The organism is Arthrobacter sp. Z1-9, assembly GCF_054792695.1.
This window is the reverse complement of sequence record NZ_CP096456.1, coordinates 4041018-4057480: the sequence shown is the minus strand read 5'-3', so window position 1 is coordinate 4057480 and position 16463 is coordinate 4041018. Positions and strand designations below refer to the sequence as shown.

Sequence of the window (16463 nt, the reverse complement as noted above, 5' to 3'; positions counted from 1 at the left end):
GCCGGGTCCAGCGGCCGGTGGGCAATGTCGAGGGGCTGGCGTGCGCCGTCCAGGGGCTGGCGTACGAGGTCCGGTTCTGCTGTCACGGTTCAGTTCTTTCCGACGGCGGCTGGTTCTGTGGACATTGTGGCGGAGGGCCGGGCGGCGAGGCCGCGGGCAGCGGTGAGGATGGTCCGTGCCAGGGCATCATTCTCCCGGAAGGGTGCGGCGTTGGTGCCGGGCCGGGCAAAGGCTCCGGCGCCCCAGCCGGAGGTGCCGGGGCCTACGCCAAACATCCCCGGCTGCGGCTTCCCCTCGGCGTTCACCAGCTCGTGCCGGGCTGAGATCAGCAGTTTGCCGGTGGAGTGGATCCCGTCCGCGGTAAGCAGTTGCTGTTCCGCGCCGAGGCCGGCCCGGTGGAGGGACTGCAGCAGCGGGTTAAGCGACCGGGCAACGGTGGGGGAGGGCAGCCGGGCTTCGATCAGGGCTTTTGCCGCTACGGAGGTCCCGGACTGCGGCGAGCTGGCATGGAACAAACCGGTGGAGTCGTCCGCGGTCACCTCAAGGCCCGGCCCGAGGAAGTGCAGCAGGCCGGCGCGGTGCAGTGCCAGCATCTGGCGGAGCCGGTGCGGCGGCGGCCCGGAGTCCACAAAGCTGAAGAACCCGTGCCACCAACCATGGACCGCCTGCTGGGACCGGGCGTCGAGGCGCTCCGGCGGGACGACGCGTCCTACTTCCATGTAGACATGGAGCAGGGCCAGGAAAAGGGCGAGGGTTTCGGGGTGGTCAGGGCTGTCCCGGAGCGCAAGATCCTGCTCGATGGACCCAACCACCGCATCCTGCACCTCTTGGTGGCCTGCAAAGCGGCGGCCGGCGAAGGGCCGGTCCAGCCGTTCCAGGTCCAGGTGCAGGGCGGGGTCCGGTACGGCGGCGGCCACGAGCTCCTCCCGGGCAGGGCTGTACCAGTCCAGGGCGGAGTAGCGCGTGGCGAACTCCTCCCAGCCCATGGCAGCCCGGGCCGGGCTGCCGGTCAGCAGCTCCCGGTAGTAGCCGTAGCCGGCTTCCTTCGCGATCAGCGGCCACAGGTCCCTGCGGAAATCCAGTTCCTCGTGCTGCTCCAGCAGGGCATTCACCGCTGCGGCGGTCAGGAAACGCAGCGGCCCCGGCGCCTCGCCACGGAGCGTTGCGCGAATCTTCGAGTGGTAGGGCACTCCGCGGCGCGACCCGGCCCACAACCTGGGTTCCCTGCCGGACGCCAGGTACCGCAGGCCGCCGTCGGGATTTTCCACAAAGCGGCCGCCGCGTCCCTCCATCAGGAGGACCAGGAGGTCAACGAAGGCCAGGCCCATGCCGGAAACGATCACGTCCTGCCCCGGAGCGACGGGTGAATAGTCGACGTCGGTGGTGTAGCTGGGTGCCGCATGGAACCCGCCGTGCCGTTCGGCAAAGTCGGCCCAGGCGGCAGAGGCGGTATCAGGACGGGAATCAGTGTGGCCGAGGGCGGTAACCACGACGTCGGCCCGCAAAGTCCGCCCGTTTGCCAGGGTAACGAGGTACTTGCCCCCGGCGCCGGCGGCATTGGCAGGGGAAACCGCGTCACCGGCCTGGCTGACAGCCACGGCGGTGGTCCGGTGAACCGTCACCTGACGGCCGAAAGACCTGGCTGCGCGGCGGAAGAACCATTCCAGGTACTGGCTCTGCAGCTGGCGGGTGGGAAACGTGGCGCCTGTCAGCGAGCGGAGCTGCTCCCACAGAGGCCGGGGAAAGTCCGGCACGTCGGTGATGGAGCCGTCCACCACGGCCGCGGCCCATTCGGCCAGGCTCGGACCGTTGCCGGCAGGACCCTCGCAGGCAACCGAGGCATCGGTGAACATGGTGATGTCTGCCGCGGTGGAGTTGAGCAGGAGGCCGGGTTCCTGGTCGTAGCGCCAGATGCGGCCGGAGCCAGGGACATGCGGCTCGATCACGTGGACCTCCAGCGGCCCGCTGAAGAGTGCCTGGCGGTTTGCGGCTAGCCGCTCAAGGACGCCGGCCGTGCGGGGTCCGCCGCCGACAAAGACGACGGCCGGGATGTTCGCTGGCATGGATGCTCCTGGTAGCGGCGGTTGGGGGCGGCTGGAGTGCCCATGCTAGGCAGCGTTTCCGACGGCGGTCGAGCGCCTGGTCACGGCCGTTAACTGCGCGTCACAAGACGTCAAGGGACGCAAAAATCCGACTCATGACGTTGTGCGAACTCCGGTGAAGTTATGCAACCTGCTGCCTTGCTGCCCCCTTCGGGCCGGTCCTAGATTTGCAGCCAGCACCCGGGGCAACCAGCTCCGGCCCAACCAGAGAAACGAGGTGGCGCATGAGTTCAGCAGCAACGACGGTGGCGCAGTCAACAAAGTCAGCCCAGCCAGCTGCAGGCCAGGCGCCGGCCGCAGCTCCTGGAACGGCTGTTTCCGGGGCAGGCGGGCTCCCGCCCGAAGACGGGACCGCCAGGGTAGCCACTGACTACTCCGCCTACCGTGTGGTGGCCGCCAAGCACCCCTGGCGGTGGGTGGGAACCGCCGTCGTGGCCCTCGGAGTCCTCGGGGTGGCGTGGTCACTGGCCACCAACCCCCGCTGGGAGTGGGGCGTGGTGGCGCAGTGGTTCACCGCCCAGTCCGTGATCAACGGGTTGCTGGAAACACTGAAGCTGACCGCGATCTCCGGCATCCTGGGTTTTGTGTTGGGCTTCATCCTGGCACTGATGCGGCTGTCCGCCTCGCCGCTGCTGGTCTCGGTGTCCTGGACGTTCTCCTGGATCTTCCGGTCCACGCCGCTGCTGGTCCAGATGTTGCTCTGGTACAACCTGGGCTACCTGTACGAAAAGATCAGCCTGGGCATCCCCTTCACCGACGTCCGGTTCTTCGAGGTCCAGACCACCACCCTGATCAGCCAGTTCGCGGCAGCCGTGCTGGGCCTGACCCTGAACCAGGCCGCGTACTCGGCCGAGATCATCCGCGGCGGCATCCTCTCGGTGGACCAGGGACAGCTTGAAGCCGCTGCTGCCCTGGGCATCCCGGCCTGGCGGAGGTCCACCCGGATCGTCCTGCCACAGGCCATGCGGGCCATCCTGCCCAATGCCTTCAACGAGATCATCGGACTGGTGAAGGGCACCTCCATCGTGTACGTCCTGGCCTACTCCGAACTGTTCTACACAGTCCAGGTCATTTACAACCGCACCCAACAGGTCCTGCCCCTGCTTCTCGTGGCAACCCTTTGGTACGTGGTGATCACCTCGGTCCTCAGCGTCTTCCAGTACTACATCGAACGGCACTACTCCAAGGGGGCGGTGCGGAACCTGCCGCTGACGCCCCTGCAGAAGGCCCGCAAATTCTTCGCCACCCACGCCGTGGCCACCAACCGGGCAAGGAGCCTCTGATGACCGCCGCTGCGACTGCCGCGAATGCCCCAGCCACCAAAACGGCCGCTCCGAAGGATGCTGCCACCCGCGGCCTGGTGGAAATCACCCAGGTCCGTAAGTCCTTCGGTACCACCGAGGTCCTCAAAGGCGTCAGCCTCACCGTGGAACCCGGCGGCGTGGCCGTCATCGTGGGCCCCTCCGGTTCAGGCAAATCCACCCTGCTGCGCACCATCAACCACCTGGAGAAGGTGGACGGCGGCTTCATCTCGATCGACGGCAAGCTGGTGGGCTACGAAGTCCGCGGCGAGCGGCTGCACGAGCTGCGGGAGAAGGACGTCCTGAAGCAGCGCACAGAGATCGGCATGGTGTTCCAGAACTTCAACCTGTTCCCGCACCTCACCGCACTCGAAAACGTGGCCGAAGCGCCCGTCGTGGCGCAGGGGCGCTCCAAGGAAGAGGCGCGGCGCCGGAGCCTGGAACTGCTGGACCGGGTGGGCCTGAAGGACCGTGCCGGCGCTTACCCCCGCCAGCTCTCCGGCGGCCAGCAGCAGCGGGTGGCCATCGCCCGCGCCCTGGCCCTCGACCCCAAGATCCTGCTGTTCGACGAACCCACCTCGGCCCTGGACCCTGAGCTGGTCAACGAAGTACTCGACGTCATCCGCGAACTCGCGAAATCCGGTACCACCTTGATCATCGTGACGCACGAGATGGGCTTCGCCCGCGACGTCGCGGACACCGTGGTGTTTATGGACGAGGGGCAGATCGTGGAACAGGGCAGCCCGGAACACATTTTCACCAACCCGCAGGAACCGCGAACCAGGAGCTTTCTCTCCAAAGTGCTCGAACCGGCTTTCAACATCTAAAGGACTTTCCCATGGCATTCTCTTCACCAGCCGGCATCCGAACCCCACGCTTCCGCAACACGGGCACTCTCGCGGCGCTGCCCGCCGTCGTGCTCCTGGGAACAGCTGCGCTGTCTGCCTGCGCCGATCCCGGTGCAACAGCTGCCGGTTCCGCCAGCGACGGTGCCCAGCCGACGGCGGCACGCAACGGCGTCGTCTACAACACCGCCCCGGACCAGCAGCGTATCCGGGCTGAGAAGGATACGGCGCTCGCCGCCAAGGTGCCCGAACTGATCGGCAAGGACGGCAAGCTGACCATCGCCACCACCGCCGGATCCATTCCGCTGTCCTTCCATGCCACGGATGACAAAACGCCGATCGGGTCCGAGCTGGACATTGCACAGCTGGTTGCGGACAAGCTGGGCCTGGAGCTGGATGTCCAGGTGACGTCCTGGGAGAACTGGCCGCTGAAGACCCAGTCCGGCGACTTCGAGGCCGTTTTTTCGAACGTGGGCGTCAACAAGGACAGGGTGAAGCTCTTCGACTTCGCCAGCTACCGGGCCGCTTACATGGGCTTTGAGGCCAAAAAGTCCGCCAGCTATGACATCAAGGGCGCCGATGACATCTCCGGGCTGAAGGTGTCGGTGGGCTCCGGGACCAACCAGGAGAAGATCCTGCTGGCGTGGAACAAGGAGCTCGAAGGCAAGGGCAAGGCACCCGCCACCCTGCAGTACTACTCCTCGGATGCCGACACCATCCTGGCGCTGTCCTCGGGACGCACCGACCTCAACATCGCGCCCTACCCGTCCACCGTGTACCGGGAAAACACCCGTGACGACCTGAAGGTGGTAGGCAAGGTCAACGCCGGGTGGCCGTCCGAGACCCTCGTGGCTGCCACCACCCTGCGGGGCAATGGCCTGGCACCGGTGATCACGGAGGCCCTGAACTCGGCCATCGAGGACGGGTCCTACGCCGAGGTGCTGGAGCGCTGGGGCCTGTCCGAGGAGGCGCTGCCGGAGTCCAAGACCATCACCGAAGAAAGCTTCGCGGCATCGCAGGCCGCCGCTACCCAGAATGAGAAAACCCGATGAGCGCGACCACAGCCAAGTCCACTGAAACCGCATTCGAATCCTTTGAGGCCGACTGGCAGGAATGGCACTCGGCCCATGAACGCCACCGGGCACACCCGCACGGTTTCCTGGCCGTTACCCACCTGCACTGGCTGGGCCCCGAGCCGGCCGCCCTGGACGGAGTGCCCGGAACCTGGAGCGCCGCCAACGACGTCGTCACCGTGGTCCTGGAGCCCGGCGAGACACTGGAACTGGAGCAGCAGGCCTTCCCGGCAGGGGAAACGGTCATCGGTCCCATCGCTGAACGCGGCGGCCTGAACCTCAGCTCTGGGCAAACCGTCATTGAGCTTGCCAAGCGGGGCGGCGAGTACATCGTGCGGCCGCGGAACCCGGAAAACGGGCTGCTGCGCGACTACCAGGGCACACCGGCCTACTCACCGGATGCGGCGTACGCCGTGCGGGGAACTTATGTGCCGTTCGAGGTGCCCCGCCCCACCACGGTGGGTGCCGCCGTCGAGGGCATCCAGCATGTCTACGAGGCGCCAGGTGAAATCCGCTTCAAGCTGGCCGGCCAGGAACTGACGCTGACAGCATTCAACGGGCACGCGCCGGGATCCCTGCTGGTGCTGTTCACGGACCAGACCTCCGGCAAAACCACCTACGCAGCCAACCGCTCCCTGTCGGTGGTCCCGGCCGCGGACGGCTCAGTGGAGCTCGACTTCAACCGGGCCGTGAACCTGCCGTGCGCCTATACCGACCTCGCCACCTGCCCGCTGCCGCCCGCTGAAAACCGGTTGCCGGTGGCCATCGAAGCCGGCGAAAAGATCCCCTACGAACGTCAGGACCAGCAGTGAGCACCTTCGTAAACCAAACACCAGAAGCGGGACGGGCCGGATTCCTGGCGATCGAGCTCGACGGGGCGGGCTGGGACGGCGGGGACTTCGCAACACTCACCGAAGCCGTCCTCGCCGCGGAATCCGCAGGGTTCCACGCAGCCACGTTCAGTGACGCCCCCGCCCCGGGCCGGACCAACGCCCTGCAGCGCGCCGCCTACGCCGGACCAATAACCCGGACCATCGCACTCGTTCCCGAGGTGGACACGGTCTACACCGAGCCGTTCCACGCCTCCACCCAGCTCGCAAGCCTGGACTACGTTTCCGGCGGCCGTGCCGGGTGGATCGCAACGGCAGCGGAAGCGCCGGAGGCGGCAGCCGCCGTCGGGCGCAGCAACGTCACCGGTACCGCGCTGGTCCAGGAAGCCGCCGCTTCGATCGAGGTTTCCCGCCGGCTGTGGGACTCCTGGGAGGACGACGCCGTGATCCGCGACGTCCCAACAGGCCGGTATATCGATGTGGACAAGCTGCATTACGTCGATTTTGAAACCCCCGCCGATTTCGCCGGTCCGGCATACTCGGTTAAGGGACCGTCCATTATTCCCAGGCCGCTGCAGGGGCAGCTGCCGGTGCTTGCCGCTTCGTCATTGGTGGGCGAGGGGCAGGTCCCGGCGGACGGCGTGGATGCCGTGCTCGTCTCCGCGCCGACGCCCCAACTGCTTGCCGCCGAAGTCAGGGACGTCCGTGAACGGCTGGGTGTGTCCGTGGCGGTCATCGCCGAGCTCGACGTCGTCCTTGACGCCCGCGGGCAGGCTGCGGATGAGCGGGCGGCAGGTTTCGAAAGCGGCCGCGCACGCTACACGGGCACCCCTGCCGGCCTGGCGGACCTCCTTGAGCTGCTGCTGGCGGAGGCCGACGGCGTCCGCCTCCACCCGGCGTCGCTCGCCGTGGAACTGGACGAACTTTCACGGCTGGTCCTGCCCGAACTGAGGCGCCGCGGCGCGCTGCGGGCGCCGGTCCAGGACGGCACCTTCCGCGACCTGCTCGGGCTCCCGCGCCCGGCCAGCCGCTACGCAGATTCATCCACGGCCACTGCTGCCGGAAACTAAGGGGAAGACCATGACACAGCACAGCGGTGCTCCAGCCGACGTTTTTACGCCTACGGGCAAGCTGCAGTTCGGCGTCTTTTTCCAGGGCGTCAATTCCGGCACCATCTGGAAGGCGGCCGAGTCGGGCTCGCAGACCGACTTCGCGTCTTTCCGCAGGATTGCGCAGACGGCCGAGCGCGGGCTGTTCGCCGCGTTTTTCCTGGGCGAAGGCCTCCGCCTGCGGGAACACCTCGGCAGGCCCCACGCGCTGGACGTGGTGGGCAGGCCGGATGCGCAGACCATGCTCGCGGCCCTTGCTGCCGTCACCAAAAACATCGGGCTGGTGGCCACCCAGAACACCACGTACAACGACCCCGCGGACCTGGCGCACCGGCTCTCGTCCCTTGACCTGATCTCCGGTGGCCGGGCCGCCTGGAACATCGTCACCACGGACAACGCCTGGACCGGCGCAAACTTCCGGCGCGGCGGATACCTGGATCACGCGGACCGCTACAAGCATGCAGAGGCCTTCGTGGAGACCGCCAAGCGCATCTGGGATTCGTGGGAAACCGCGGAAGGGCCCGCCCGCCGGGTGCTCCATGAAGGGCAGCACTACACGGTGGACGTGACGCCGCGGCTGCCTCGAAGCCAGCAGTACCGGCCCGTGCTTTTCCAGGCGGGTGACTCTCCGGAAGGCCGCGACTTTGCCGCCCGCCAGGCGGATGTCATCTTCTCGGCCCATCCCAAGTTCGACGACGCCGTCGAGTTCCGCAAGGACCTGGTGGCACGCTCCCTGAAAGCGGGCCGCGGCGCCAACGCCGTGCAGATCATGCCGGCCAGCGAATTCATCCTCGCGCCCACCGCAGAAGAAGCGGCGGAGAAGAAGGAATGGGTCCGCAGCCTGCAGATCGGTCCGCAGCAGGCGGTGGCGTACCTGGAGCAGTTCTGGGGCCGCGAACTCTCCGAATACGATCCCGACGGGCCGCTTCCGGAGATTGACCCCGTGGTGGAGGAAACCTCCGAGACCCGCGGCAGCGGCTTCCATGGAGCCAAAGCCAGGCAGCTGGCGGACCAGTGGCGGGCGGAGGCCAAGGACAAGGGCCTTTCCATCCGCCAGTTCGTCACCTCCCGCACAGCACGGGTGGATGCCACCTTCACGGGTTCCTACTCGGGAGTGGCCGACCAGTTGGCTGAGTACGCGCGGGTTGGCGCGGTGGATGGCTTCAACATCTCCCCCTGGCTGATCCCTACCGGCCTTGACGACATCGTGAACCACCTGGTGCCGGAGCTGCAGGAACGCGGCGTCTACCCCACGGAGTACCCGGGCGGCACCCTGCGCGAAAACCTCGGGCTGGCGACGCCGGTGCGCTCTGCTGAGGCGGTCCGCGCGTCATGAGCGCGGCCGGCTATGGGGAAAGGGCCGACGACGGCACTGAGACTGCCGTCGTCGACCCTTCCCTGGCGGGTGTCAGGCTGCAGCTCACGGTATGGGAGCAGCAGCTCTAGGTACTTTGACTTCCGCCACGTAGGCTTCTGCCGGCGGGGTTGCAGGGCCGACGACGGATGTGCTCCGGAAGCCCTGCGCCCTGGCTGTGGTTATTGTTCCCGCGGCGGGGCGAACGCGATCTGCTCGGTGCGGGCAATACTTCTCTGGATGGCTGCCTTGTCTATGCCAAGAAGCGCCGTGAGCCACATCCCGTTTTGAATCACCACGATGTCCGCTGCCCGCGCCCGGCATTCCTCCCAGGACATCCCAGGCTGGGCGTTGGAGACCAGTGCGGCGAGCCCGTCAATGTAGCGGTCGAAGGCGGCAGCGTTGATCTGCGCGTAGTCCTCGTCGGCCTGGGCAAGGGCCCACAGGTGCAGACGCAGGGACAGATAGCGGGTGGTCAGCAGTTCCGCGCCGGCAACCCGGCGCAGGGCCTTGCGCAGCTGTTCGTCGGGGGCTGACGACGGGTCGGGTGCCACCAGCAGCAGGTCGTGCTCGTCCATCCGGCGCAGGGCTGCGCGGATCAGGCTTGTCTTGTCGTCGTAGTAGTAATTCACCAAACCCAGGGCGACGCCTGCTTCCCGCGCTACTGCACGCATGCTCACGCCGGAAATCCCATGGCGGGACAGCAGATCGAGCGCCGCTTCGAGAATGCGTGTCTGCCTGTCGATCTGTTCGCCATTGACGGTGTTTGTCCCCACCCGGCCACACTATTGCCAAACCCGTGCCGAATGCACTTCCGGCGCAAGCAGGTGCCCGTTGGGGCCCGCCGCCTACTGCGCGCCCTCCGCCCGTGTCCATCCCAGGGCGGGTCCCAGGCTGCCCGCAATGTCGGTCAGGATCTGGACGTAATCTTCGTGGTCGAAGCTGAAGGGCAGTGCGAACGCCACCTCATCGACTTCCTGGAATCCCGCGTGCGCGTACAGCTGCTCGGCAATTTCGTCGCTGGTGCCAATGAGGTCCAGCGCGAACATCATGCCTTTTGGCCCCTGCGGCGTCCGTGTGCGGGGAGTACGTTCATCGACGTAGCGCTGGTACTTCTCCCGCTGAGCGGGCGACGCAGAGTCGGTGGGGATCACCACCAGGCCCTGCGACACGCGTGCTGGCCCGTGCCCGTGTGCCGCGGCGGCTTCACGGAAGGCACGGATCTGTGATTGCTGAATCCGGGCAAAGTCCGGTTCCTGACCCTCTTCGGGGAAGACCACACTGCTGGAGAGCAGGTTGAAACCGTTGGCCCCGGCCCAGACGGCCGATTTCCTGCTGCCGGCCCCATACCAAAGGCGATCCCGCAGGCCGGGAGAGTGCGGCTCCACGCGGTTGGAAAATTCCTCGACCACACCCTGCTTGCCGGAGAAGTCCCGCACCTTTTCCCCTGCGATCAGACGTGCCAGCCGATCCACGCGGGCGTAACTGAAGTCCTCCAGCTCCGAGGAATCGGGGTACAGCTCATGCTTCACTGTGTCGTAGTGCATCGGTTCCCCCACGCTCAGCCCAGGATTGATTCGTCCCCCGGCGAGCAGGTCCACGGTGGCCAGGTCCTCAGCCAGGCGCAGTGGATTTTCCCAGCCCAGCGGTGTCACAGCGGTTCCCAGCTCGATCCGGGAGGTGCGCTGGCTGGCGGCGGCCATTACCGCTACCGGGGATGAGATTCCGAACTGCAGATGGCGGTGGCGCAGCCAGGCACTGTCGAACCCAAGCCGCTCGCCAAGTTCGATGATCTGCAACGTGGACTGGTGGCCCGCGGCGGGGTCCGCCGGATCGAACAGGCCAATGGTGAGGAATCCAAGCTTGCGCAAGGGACGTGTGGGGTGGGGCATGGGGCTCCTTCAGCATGGGAGTGCGGCTCGTTCTTTAGAATATGCGCCCGGGCTCGCCTGTCAGTGGCTCCTCATGACGCGGCAAGAACGTGAAGAATCCCCGCCTCGCTGAAGCAAGCCGGGGATCCATTCGTCGGCAGGTTTCCCTATTTCTTGGGCAGGCCTGCCGGGTTCAGTTCGGACTTCTCGATGGCCTCGGAAGTCAGGCCCCACCGGTCCAGGATCTTGGTGTACGTGCCGTTTTCGATCAGCTCATTCAGGGCCGCCTGGGCCGCTACAGCCAAGCCGTTGTCTTTCTTCGTGGTGAAGGCGATCTGCGCGGTCAGCGGCCAGCCGCCGTTAAGGGTGCCAACCTGCTTGCTCTTGCCGTCCAGCGCGGCTTTGTAGGCGGACCCTGCATTGGGTCCGAACGTCAGGTCCGCGCGGCCGGACTGCAGGGCCAGCGTGGAGGCGGAGTCGTCGTCGTAATACTGGAACTCAACCGGCGCCAGGCCGTTCTTCTTGTTCTCCTCGTCCCAGCGCACCAGGATGGCTTCCTAGTTGGTGCCGGAGCCAACAATGACGCGCTTGCCGGCAACGTCCTTGGCTTCCTTGATCTCACCGATGTCCGAATCGCTCTTGGCATAGAAGCCCAGCAGGTCGTTGCGGTAGGTGGCGAAGTCGAACTTTTCCTTGCGGGCTTCGGTGACCGTGACGTTGGAGAGAACGGCCTCGTATTTCGCGGACTCAATGCCCAGTGGCCAGTCAGCCCAGGCCACGGGAAGGACCTCGACTTCCAGGCCCAGGGTCTCGCCCACGGCGTAACCGATGTCCACCTCGCTGCCGATCAGGGTCTTGTTGTCCGTGGCAAAGGTGCTGAGGGGAGCCGTGCCGCCGGTGCTGACGACGGTGAGCTTGCCATCGGCTTTGATGGCTTCGGGGACCAGCGCGGCGGCTTCGGAGTGGACGGAAACCTTGAAGCGGTCCTGCTCAGGGGACAGGTTGAAGGTCTTGCCTGCCGCGGTGGTGGAGGATCCCGACGTCGGTGCTGTCGCCGCCGTCGCGCCCGGGTCTGCGCAGGCTGCCAGCCCCAGCAGCGCGGTGATGGTCAGGGCCGCGGCAGCAGCCGGTTTTGCCTTGAAAATGGCCATTTGTCCTCCTTGGAGGTGGGTAGCGGATGCATCGGAGTGTGCTCGTTGCAGCAACTATCCGACAGCTCCGGAGGAGGAATCAAAGGCCGCCGCAACCCGGGGATACGGGGAGTAACGCCGGTTAACCGGGCGACCGCTGCAGTCATATTCGGCGCGGCGACCTGTGAGTGCCGGGTATTCCGAACGTCACAGAAATAAGACGGGCACCGCCGTGGTTATGCACTGAGTGCCCGCCGCGACCCGGCCGGCAAAACTCTACGTAACGTTCTGAAAGGTCGGCTCCCACCGTGACGCTTCCCCTCTCCATCCTTGACCTGGCAACCATCGGCAAGGGCCAGCTGGCGGCAGAGAGTTTCGCGGGCAGCGTGGCCATGGCGCAGAGCGCCGAGAAGCTGGGATACCGGCGGGTCTGGTACGCAGAGCACCACAACATGTCCTCCATCGCCTCCTCCGCCACGAGCGTGCTGATTGCCCACGTGGCCGCCCACACCGAAAGCATCCGGCTCGGTGCCGGCGGGGTGATGCTGCCCAACCACTCGCCGCTGACCATCGCGGAGCAGTTCGGCACCCTGGAAACCCTGCACCCGGGCCGGATCGACCTGGGCCTGGGCCGCGCTCCGGGCAGCGACCAGAACACCATGCGCGCGCTGCGCCGTGACCCGATGTCCGCCGACAGCTTCCCGCAGGACGTCCTGGAGCTCCAGGGCTACCTCACCGGCCCCACCCGGATCCAGGGAGTCGAAGCCACGCCAGGCAAGGGCACCAACGTCCCGCTGTACATCCTGGGATCGTCCCTGTTCGGCGCGCGCCTGGCCGCCCAGCTGGGACTGCCCTATGCATTCGCCTCGCACTTTGCCCCCAACGCCCTGCAGGATGCGGTGGCCCTTTACCGCCGCGAATTCAAGCCCTCGGCCCAGCTGGATGGCCCGTACGTTATCGCGGGTGTGAACGTCATTGCCGCCGACTCGGCCTCCGAAGCGCAGGCCATGCTGCAGGAGACCAAGCGTGCGCGGGTGTCGCTGTTCTTCGGCGGTGGCCGCGAGTTCACCGATGACGAGGCGGACATGATTCTCGACTCGCCCCAGGGCCAGCACGTCTCGCAGATGATGACGTACTCTGCGGTGGGTACGCCCGACGTCGTGATGGACTACCTGGACGAATTCGGCAGGCACGCCGACGCCGATGAACTCATCGTGGCCCACCAAAGCACCGGCACCGAGGCCCGGCTGCGTTCCGTGGAACTGCTCGCGCAGGCCGCCGGACTGGCCCGGGTCTGAGGTGGCACCCATCAGCGAGGGTGTCGGATTCCGCTCCAAACGCGGGCCCATCCTCATTGCCCTGATGCTGTCCACCGGGCTGGTAGCCATCGATTCCACCATCGTGGCCACCTCAGTCCCATCGATCGTCCGCGACGTGGGCGGGTTCGAATCCTTCCCCTGGCTCTTTTCTGCGTACCTGCTGGCCCAGGCCGTCTCGGTGCCGATTTACGGGAAGCTTTCGGACATGGTGGGCCGCAAGCCGATCATCCTGGCAGGCATCGGGCTGTTCCTGCTCGGATCCATCCTCTGCGGGATCGCCTGGAGCATGCCCGCCCTGATCGCTTTCCGGGCCCTCCAGGGACTCGGCGCGGGAGCCGTGCTGCCGGTATCCATCACCATCGCCGGTGACATCTACTCGGTTGAGGAACGGGCCAAAGTCCAGGGCTACCTCGCCAGCGTGTGGGCGGTCTCCTCGGTGGTGGGTCCCAGCCTGGGCGGCATCTTCTCCTCGCTGGGGATCTGGCGGGGCATCTTCCTGGTCAACATTCCGCTGTGCCTGCTGGCGGGATGGATGCTGCTCCGGACCCTGCACGAAAACGTTGAGCGCGCCAAACACCGCGTGGACTACGCCGGCGCTGCGCTCCTGGCAGGCTCGCTCAGCCTGCTGATCCTTGGCGCCCTCCAGGGCGGGCAGGCGTGGGAGTGGAATTCGCCCGTTGGGATCGGCGTCTTCGCCGGAGGTGCCGTCCTCCTGGCCTTGTTCCTCCTGGTGGAGCGGCGGGCCGCGGAGCCGGTCCTGCCCACCTGGGTGATATCGCGGCGCCTGCTGGGTACCACTGCGCTGGTGTCCTTCGGTGTCGGAGCAGTCATGATCGGACTGACCTCGTATGTCCCCACGTTCCTTGAAGGGGCCCTGTCCACCTCGCCGTTGATCGCCGGCCTGGCGCTCGCTGCCCTGACCCTCGGCTGGCCGATCAGCGCCTCGCAGGCCGGGCGGCTCTACCTGCGCATCGGATTCAAACCCACAGCCCTGATCGGAATTGCCGTCACAGTGGCGGGCCTGCTGGTCCTTACGCTGACTTCGGCTACTCCGAACGTGATGCTCATCGCCATCAGCTGCTTCGTCGTCGGACTCGGGCTGGGCTTGGTGGCCACCCCGACCCTTATCTCTGCCCAGTCCAGCGTGGAGTGGAATGAGCGTGGTGTCGTGACGAGCACCAACATGTTCGCCCGCTCCATTGGCAGCGCGCTTGGCGTGGCCGTGTTCGGCGCCATCGCGAATTCGGTGTACGCAAACACGGCAGGGGGCACCGGTGAGCCGTCCGCCGTCGTCGCCGCCTCAGGTGCCGTCTTCCTGGCTGCGCTGGCCGCAGGCCTCCTGACCGTGGCGGCGGTGCTGGCCATGCCGGCGGTCAAGGCGAATGCGGCACAGCAGGACGACGCCGAGCCGGTCTCCAGCGGGGCCGAAGACGGCAGCCAGCGCTGACCGCTAGCGGGATGCGCGGAAGATCTCCGGGGCCGGACGCGTGCCGGTGGCGAGGTCGGCGAGGATGCGGCCGACGACGGGGGTGAACTTGAACCCGTGCCCGGAGAATCCTGCACCAATCACCACAGGGCCGATCCGGTCCAGGATGAAGTCCTCATCCGGAGTGGTGGTGTACGTGCAGCTGATGGCCTCGAAGGAATTGGCGTCCACCCCGGGCAGCCACATCCGGGCGTAATCCTGCAGGGCGGCGAGCTGGACGGGTTCCGGCTGGAACGACCGCCGGTCCGGGTCAACTACCGGGCCCACGCCGTGCCACCCGGCCTTGATTCCCTCACCCGGGGTCTGCATTCCGTAGACGGGGGAGTACCAATTTTGGTACTCCGCCCCGGTGCCCGGGTAGTGGTTGAACCCGGGCCACCGGGCACCTTCGTCCGCCACCCGGAAGTGCGCCGGCTGCTCCTGGGTGACCCGCAGCTTCGGGATCCGCAGCCCGGTGCTTCCGGTGGCGCCGGCCAGGAGTTTTTCGGTCCAGCCACCGGCGGTCACCACAACCTGGGCGGCCGTGACCACCTCGGTGCCCGCGCCGGACTCCAAGGTGAGCCGGACGCCGTCGTCCATCACTTTCAGCTCCACCACTTTGGTGTGATGCCGCATGTCGGCGCCGCGGGCCACTGCCAGCCGCTGGAAGGCCGGCACTGCTGCCTCCGGGTTAAGCTGGCCGCCGTCGGGCATGTGGAGTGCCTGCTGGTCGAAACGGATGCCGCGCCAGCGCTCGCCTGCCGCAGCCGGGGACAGGAACTCGGCGCGAATGCCCGCCTGGTTGAGCGCATCCGCCACCTCCGGAAGGCGTGGATCCGGGCCGTGGTTAACGATTCCCGTTCGAGCCAGCAACTGTTCGCCGCTGTCCTGCTCGAGCTCGTCCCACAGGCTCAAGGCCTCGGCCAGCATGGCCACGTACTCGGGGCGGTGGTAGCCGGGGTTCAGGTTGCGCGTGGCCCCGTGCGAGGCGCCGATCTTGTGCCCCGGCCCGAACTGTTCCACCAGCGTCACTTGGCGTCCGCGGCGGGACAGCGCCCAGGCTGCAGCCGAACCCATGGCTCCGCCGCCGATCACCACGGTGTCCAGCATCTTCTTCATCAAACTCCCATCACGTCAGCAGCAGCGCCAGGCCAATCATCGCCGGGACGGCCACCACGGTAGTAATTAGCACGGTGTCCTTGGCCACGGTCAGGCCCGTTTTGTACCGGCTGGCAGCCACAAAAACATTCTGCGCTGTTGGCAGCGCTGAGGTGACGACGACGGCGAACAGGATGTGGCCTTCGAGCCCCAGCGCGAACCGGGCAAAGACATAGGCAAGCGCCGGCTGGACCGCCAGTTTGAACGCACTGGCCAGCAGGGTGTCCACCCGGCGGGCGGCGGAGGCCTGCAGCGGGCGGGTGCCGTTCAGGCTCATGCCAAAGGCGATCAGCATGGCCGGGATGGCGGCACCGCCGATCAGGTGGATGGGCTCCATGACCAGCGGCGGAACCTGCCAGCCGGTGCCTGCCACCAGCAGGCCGAGGGCGGAGCCGACGATCATCGGGTTCTTGAGGATCATCACCACAAAGCTCAGGGGAGTGGTGCGGTGCGAGCTGGTGCTCGAGTCCAGGATCATCAGGAACAGCGGCGTGAAGAAGGCCAGCTGGAAGATCAGCAGCGGCGCCACGTAGCTCGCATCGCCCAGGACGTAAACGGCGATGGGGATGCCGAGGTTTGCGGAGTTCACCAGGGAGGCCGCCATCGAGGACATGAGGGACTCGGGAAGGGAGCGTTTCAGCCAGAACTTGGCGATGGCAAAAAAGATGACAGCGGTGGCGATGGCCGATACCGCCGCGACCAGCAGAGGAGCCGCGAAAACCTCTGCGAGGCGCGCCTTGCTGAGCGTTTCGAAAAGCAGCGCGGGGCTGGCCACGAAGAAGGTGAGGGAGCTCAGGACCTGGCGTGCGTTGTCACCGAGTATCTTCTGCCGGCCCACGAACCAGCCCACCAGGATGATGCACCAGACCACGAAGAAGCCGGCCAGGACACCTAGCAAGGGATGAC

Annotated in this window: 13 protein-coding genes and 1 pseudogene; 8 read left to right on the top strand and 6 right to left on the bottom strand. The window is 66.6% G+C overall.

The features are described from left to right. Positions 1 to 89: 89 nt before the first annotated feature. On the bottom strand, positions 90 to 2063 hold the full coding sequence (locus M1D93_RS18775; protein ID WP_461172959.1) for an FAD/NAD(P)-binding protein: 1974 nt from the start codon (positions 2061 to 2063) through the stop codon (positions 90 to 92). A gap of 263 nt (positions 2064 to 2326) precedes the next feature. Here M1D93_RS18775 and M1D93_RS18770 point away from each other — a divergent pair, with 263 nt between their 5' ends. The 6 genes from M1D93_RS18770 to M1D93_RS18745 are packed head-to-tail and all read left to right on the top strand — an operon-like array spanning position 2327 to position 8596. Further along, complete coding sequence (locus M1D93_RS18770) at positions 2327 to 3385, top strand: amino acid ABC transporter permease (RefSeq protein ID WP_461172958.1); 1059 nt, start codon at positions 2327 to 2329, stop codon at positions 3383 to 3385. Then, complete coding sequence (locus M1D93_RS18765) at positions 3385 to 4230, top strand: amino acid ABC transporter ATP-binding protein (RefSeq protein ID WP_461172957.1); 846 nt, start codon at positions 3385 to 3387, stop codon at positions 4228 to 4230. The genes M1D93_RS18770 and M1D93_RS18765 overlap by 1 nt, the downstream gene beginning before the upstream one ends. An 11-nt stretch (positions 4231 to 4241) precedes the next feature. Beyond that, positions 4242 to 5300, top strand: a complete 1059-nt coding sequence (locus tag M1D93_RS18760; protein WP_461172956.1) for a transporter substrate-binding domain-containing protein — start codon at positions 4242 to 4244, stop codon at positions 5298 to 5300. Further along, the gene (locus M1D93_RS18755; protein ID WP_461172955.1) at positions 5297 to 6133 is read left to right on the top strand and encodes a DUF1684 domain-containing protein; all 837 of its coding nucleotides are present in this window, start codon (positions 5297 to 5299) and stop codon (positions 6131 to 6133) included. Before M1D93_RS18760 ends, M1D93_RS18755 begins: the two co-directional genes overlap by 4 nt. After that, a complete protein-coding gene (locus M1D93_RS18750) occupies positions 6130 to 7221 on the top strand; it encodes an LLM class flavin-dependent oxidoreductase (protein ID WP_461172954.1) in 1092 nt (363 codons plus the stop codon). The genes M1D93_RS18755 and M1D93_RS18750 overlap by 4 nt, the downstream gene beginning before the upstream one ends. 10 nt (positions 7222 to 7231) lie before the next feature. Further along, positions 7232 to 8596, top strand: a complete 1365-nt coding sequence (locus tag M1D93_RS18745) for an NtaA/DmoA family FMN-dependent monooxygenase (RefSeq protein ID WP_461172953.1) — start codon at positions 7232 to 7234, stop codon at positions 8594 to 8596. Positions 8597 to 8796: 200 nt separating this feature from the next. Here M1D93_RS18745 and M1D93_RS18740 read toward each other — a convergent pair whose 3' ends face one another. From M1D93_RS18740 to M1D93_RS18730, 3 genes and pseudogenes are all read right to left on the bottom strand, one after another. Beyond that, positions 8797 to 9390, bottom strand: coding sequence for a TetR/AcrR family transcriptional regulator (locus tag M1D93_RS18740; RefSeq protein WP_461172952.1), 594 nt, complete (start codon positions 9388 to 9390; stop codon positions 8797 to 8799). 72 nt (positions 9391 to 9462) lie between these two features. Continuing rightward, complete coding sequence (locus tag M1D93_RS18735; RefSeq protein ID WP_461172951.1) at positions 9463 to 10506, bottom strand: LLM class flavin-dependent oxidoreductase; 1044 nt, start codon at positions 10504 to 10506, stop codon at positions 9463 to 9465. Positions 10507 to 10652: 146 nt separating this feature from the next. Further along, positions 10653 to 11636 (bottom strand): annotated as a pseudogene (locus tag M1D93_RS18730) (ABC transporter substrate-binding protein). 287 nt (positions 11637 to 11923) lie between these two features. On the opposite strand from M1D93_RS18730, the gene M1D93_RS18725 reads away from it, so the two are divergent. Further along, the gene (locus tag M1D93_RS18725) at positions 11924 to 12913 is read left to right on the top strand and encodes an LLM class flavin-dependent oxidoreductase (protein ID WP_461172950.1); all 990 of its coding nucleotides are present in this window, start codon (positions 11924 to 11926) and stop codon (positions 12911 to 12913) included. A gap of 1 nt (position 12914) precedes the next feature. Next, positions 12915 to 14381 (top strand): MFS transporter, encoded by a 1467-nt coding sequence (locus tag M1D93_RS18720; protein ID WP_461172949.1) that lies wholly within the window; start codon positions 12915 to 12917, stop codon positions 14379 to 14381. Positions 14382 to 14384: 3 nt separating this feature from the next. Here M1D93_RS18720 and M1D93_RS18715 read toward each other — a convergent pair whose 3' ends face one another. Together M1D93_RS18715 and M1D93_RS18710 are read right to left on the bottom strand one after the other, a co-directional pair. Then, positions 14385 to 15518 carry an FAD-dependent oxidoreductase gene (locus M1D93_RS18715; protein WP_461172948.1) on the bottom strand — a complete coding sequence of 378 codons (1134 nt, stop codon included), beginning with the start codon at positions 15516 to 15518 and terminating at the stop codon, positions 14385 to 14387. Between the two features lie 10 nt (positions 15519 to 15528). Then, positions 15529 to 16455, bottom strand: coding sequence for an AEC family transporter (locus tag M1D93_RS18710; RefSeq protein ID WP_461172947.1), 927 nt, complete (start codon positions 16453 to 16455; stop codon positions 15529 to 15531). Positions 16456 to 16463: the final 8 nt, after the last annotated feature.

Bases quoted from the DNA above. Each gene is read 5' to 3' on its own strand.
- M1D93_RS18775 (WP_461172959.1), bottom strand. From the start codon at position 2,063: ATGCCAGCGAACATCCCGGCCGTCGTCTTTGTCGGCGGCGGACCCCGC.
- M1D93_RS18770 (WP_461172958.1), top strand. From the start codon at position 2,327: ATGAGTTCAGCAGCAACGACGGTGGCGCAGTCAACAAAGTCAGCCCAG.
- M1D93_RS18765 (WP_461172957.1), top strand. From the start codon at position 3,385: ATGACCGCCGCTGCGACTGCCGCGAATGCCCCAGCCACCAAAACGGCC.
- M1D93_RS18760 (WP_461172956.1), top strand. From the start codon at position 4,242: ATGGCATTCTCTTCACCAGCCGGCATCCGAACCCCACGCTTCCGCAAC.
- M1D93_RS18755 (WP_461172955.1), top strand. From the start codon at position 5,297: ATGAGCGCGACCACAGCCAAGTCCACTGAAACCGCATTCGAATCCTTT.
- M1D93_RS18745 (WP_461172953.1), top strand. From the start codon at position 7,232: ATGACACAGCACAGCGGTGCTCCAGCCGACGTTTTTACGCCTACGGGC.
- M1D93_RS18735 (WP_461172951.1), bottom strand. From the start codon at position 10,506: ATGCCCCACCCCACACGTCCCTTGCGCAAGCTTGGATTCCTCACCATT.
- M1D93_RS18715 (WP_461172948.1), bottom strand. From the start codon at position 15,518: ATGAAGAAGATGCTGGACACCGTGGTGATCGGCGGCGGAGCCATGGGT.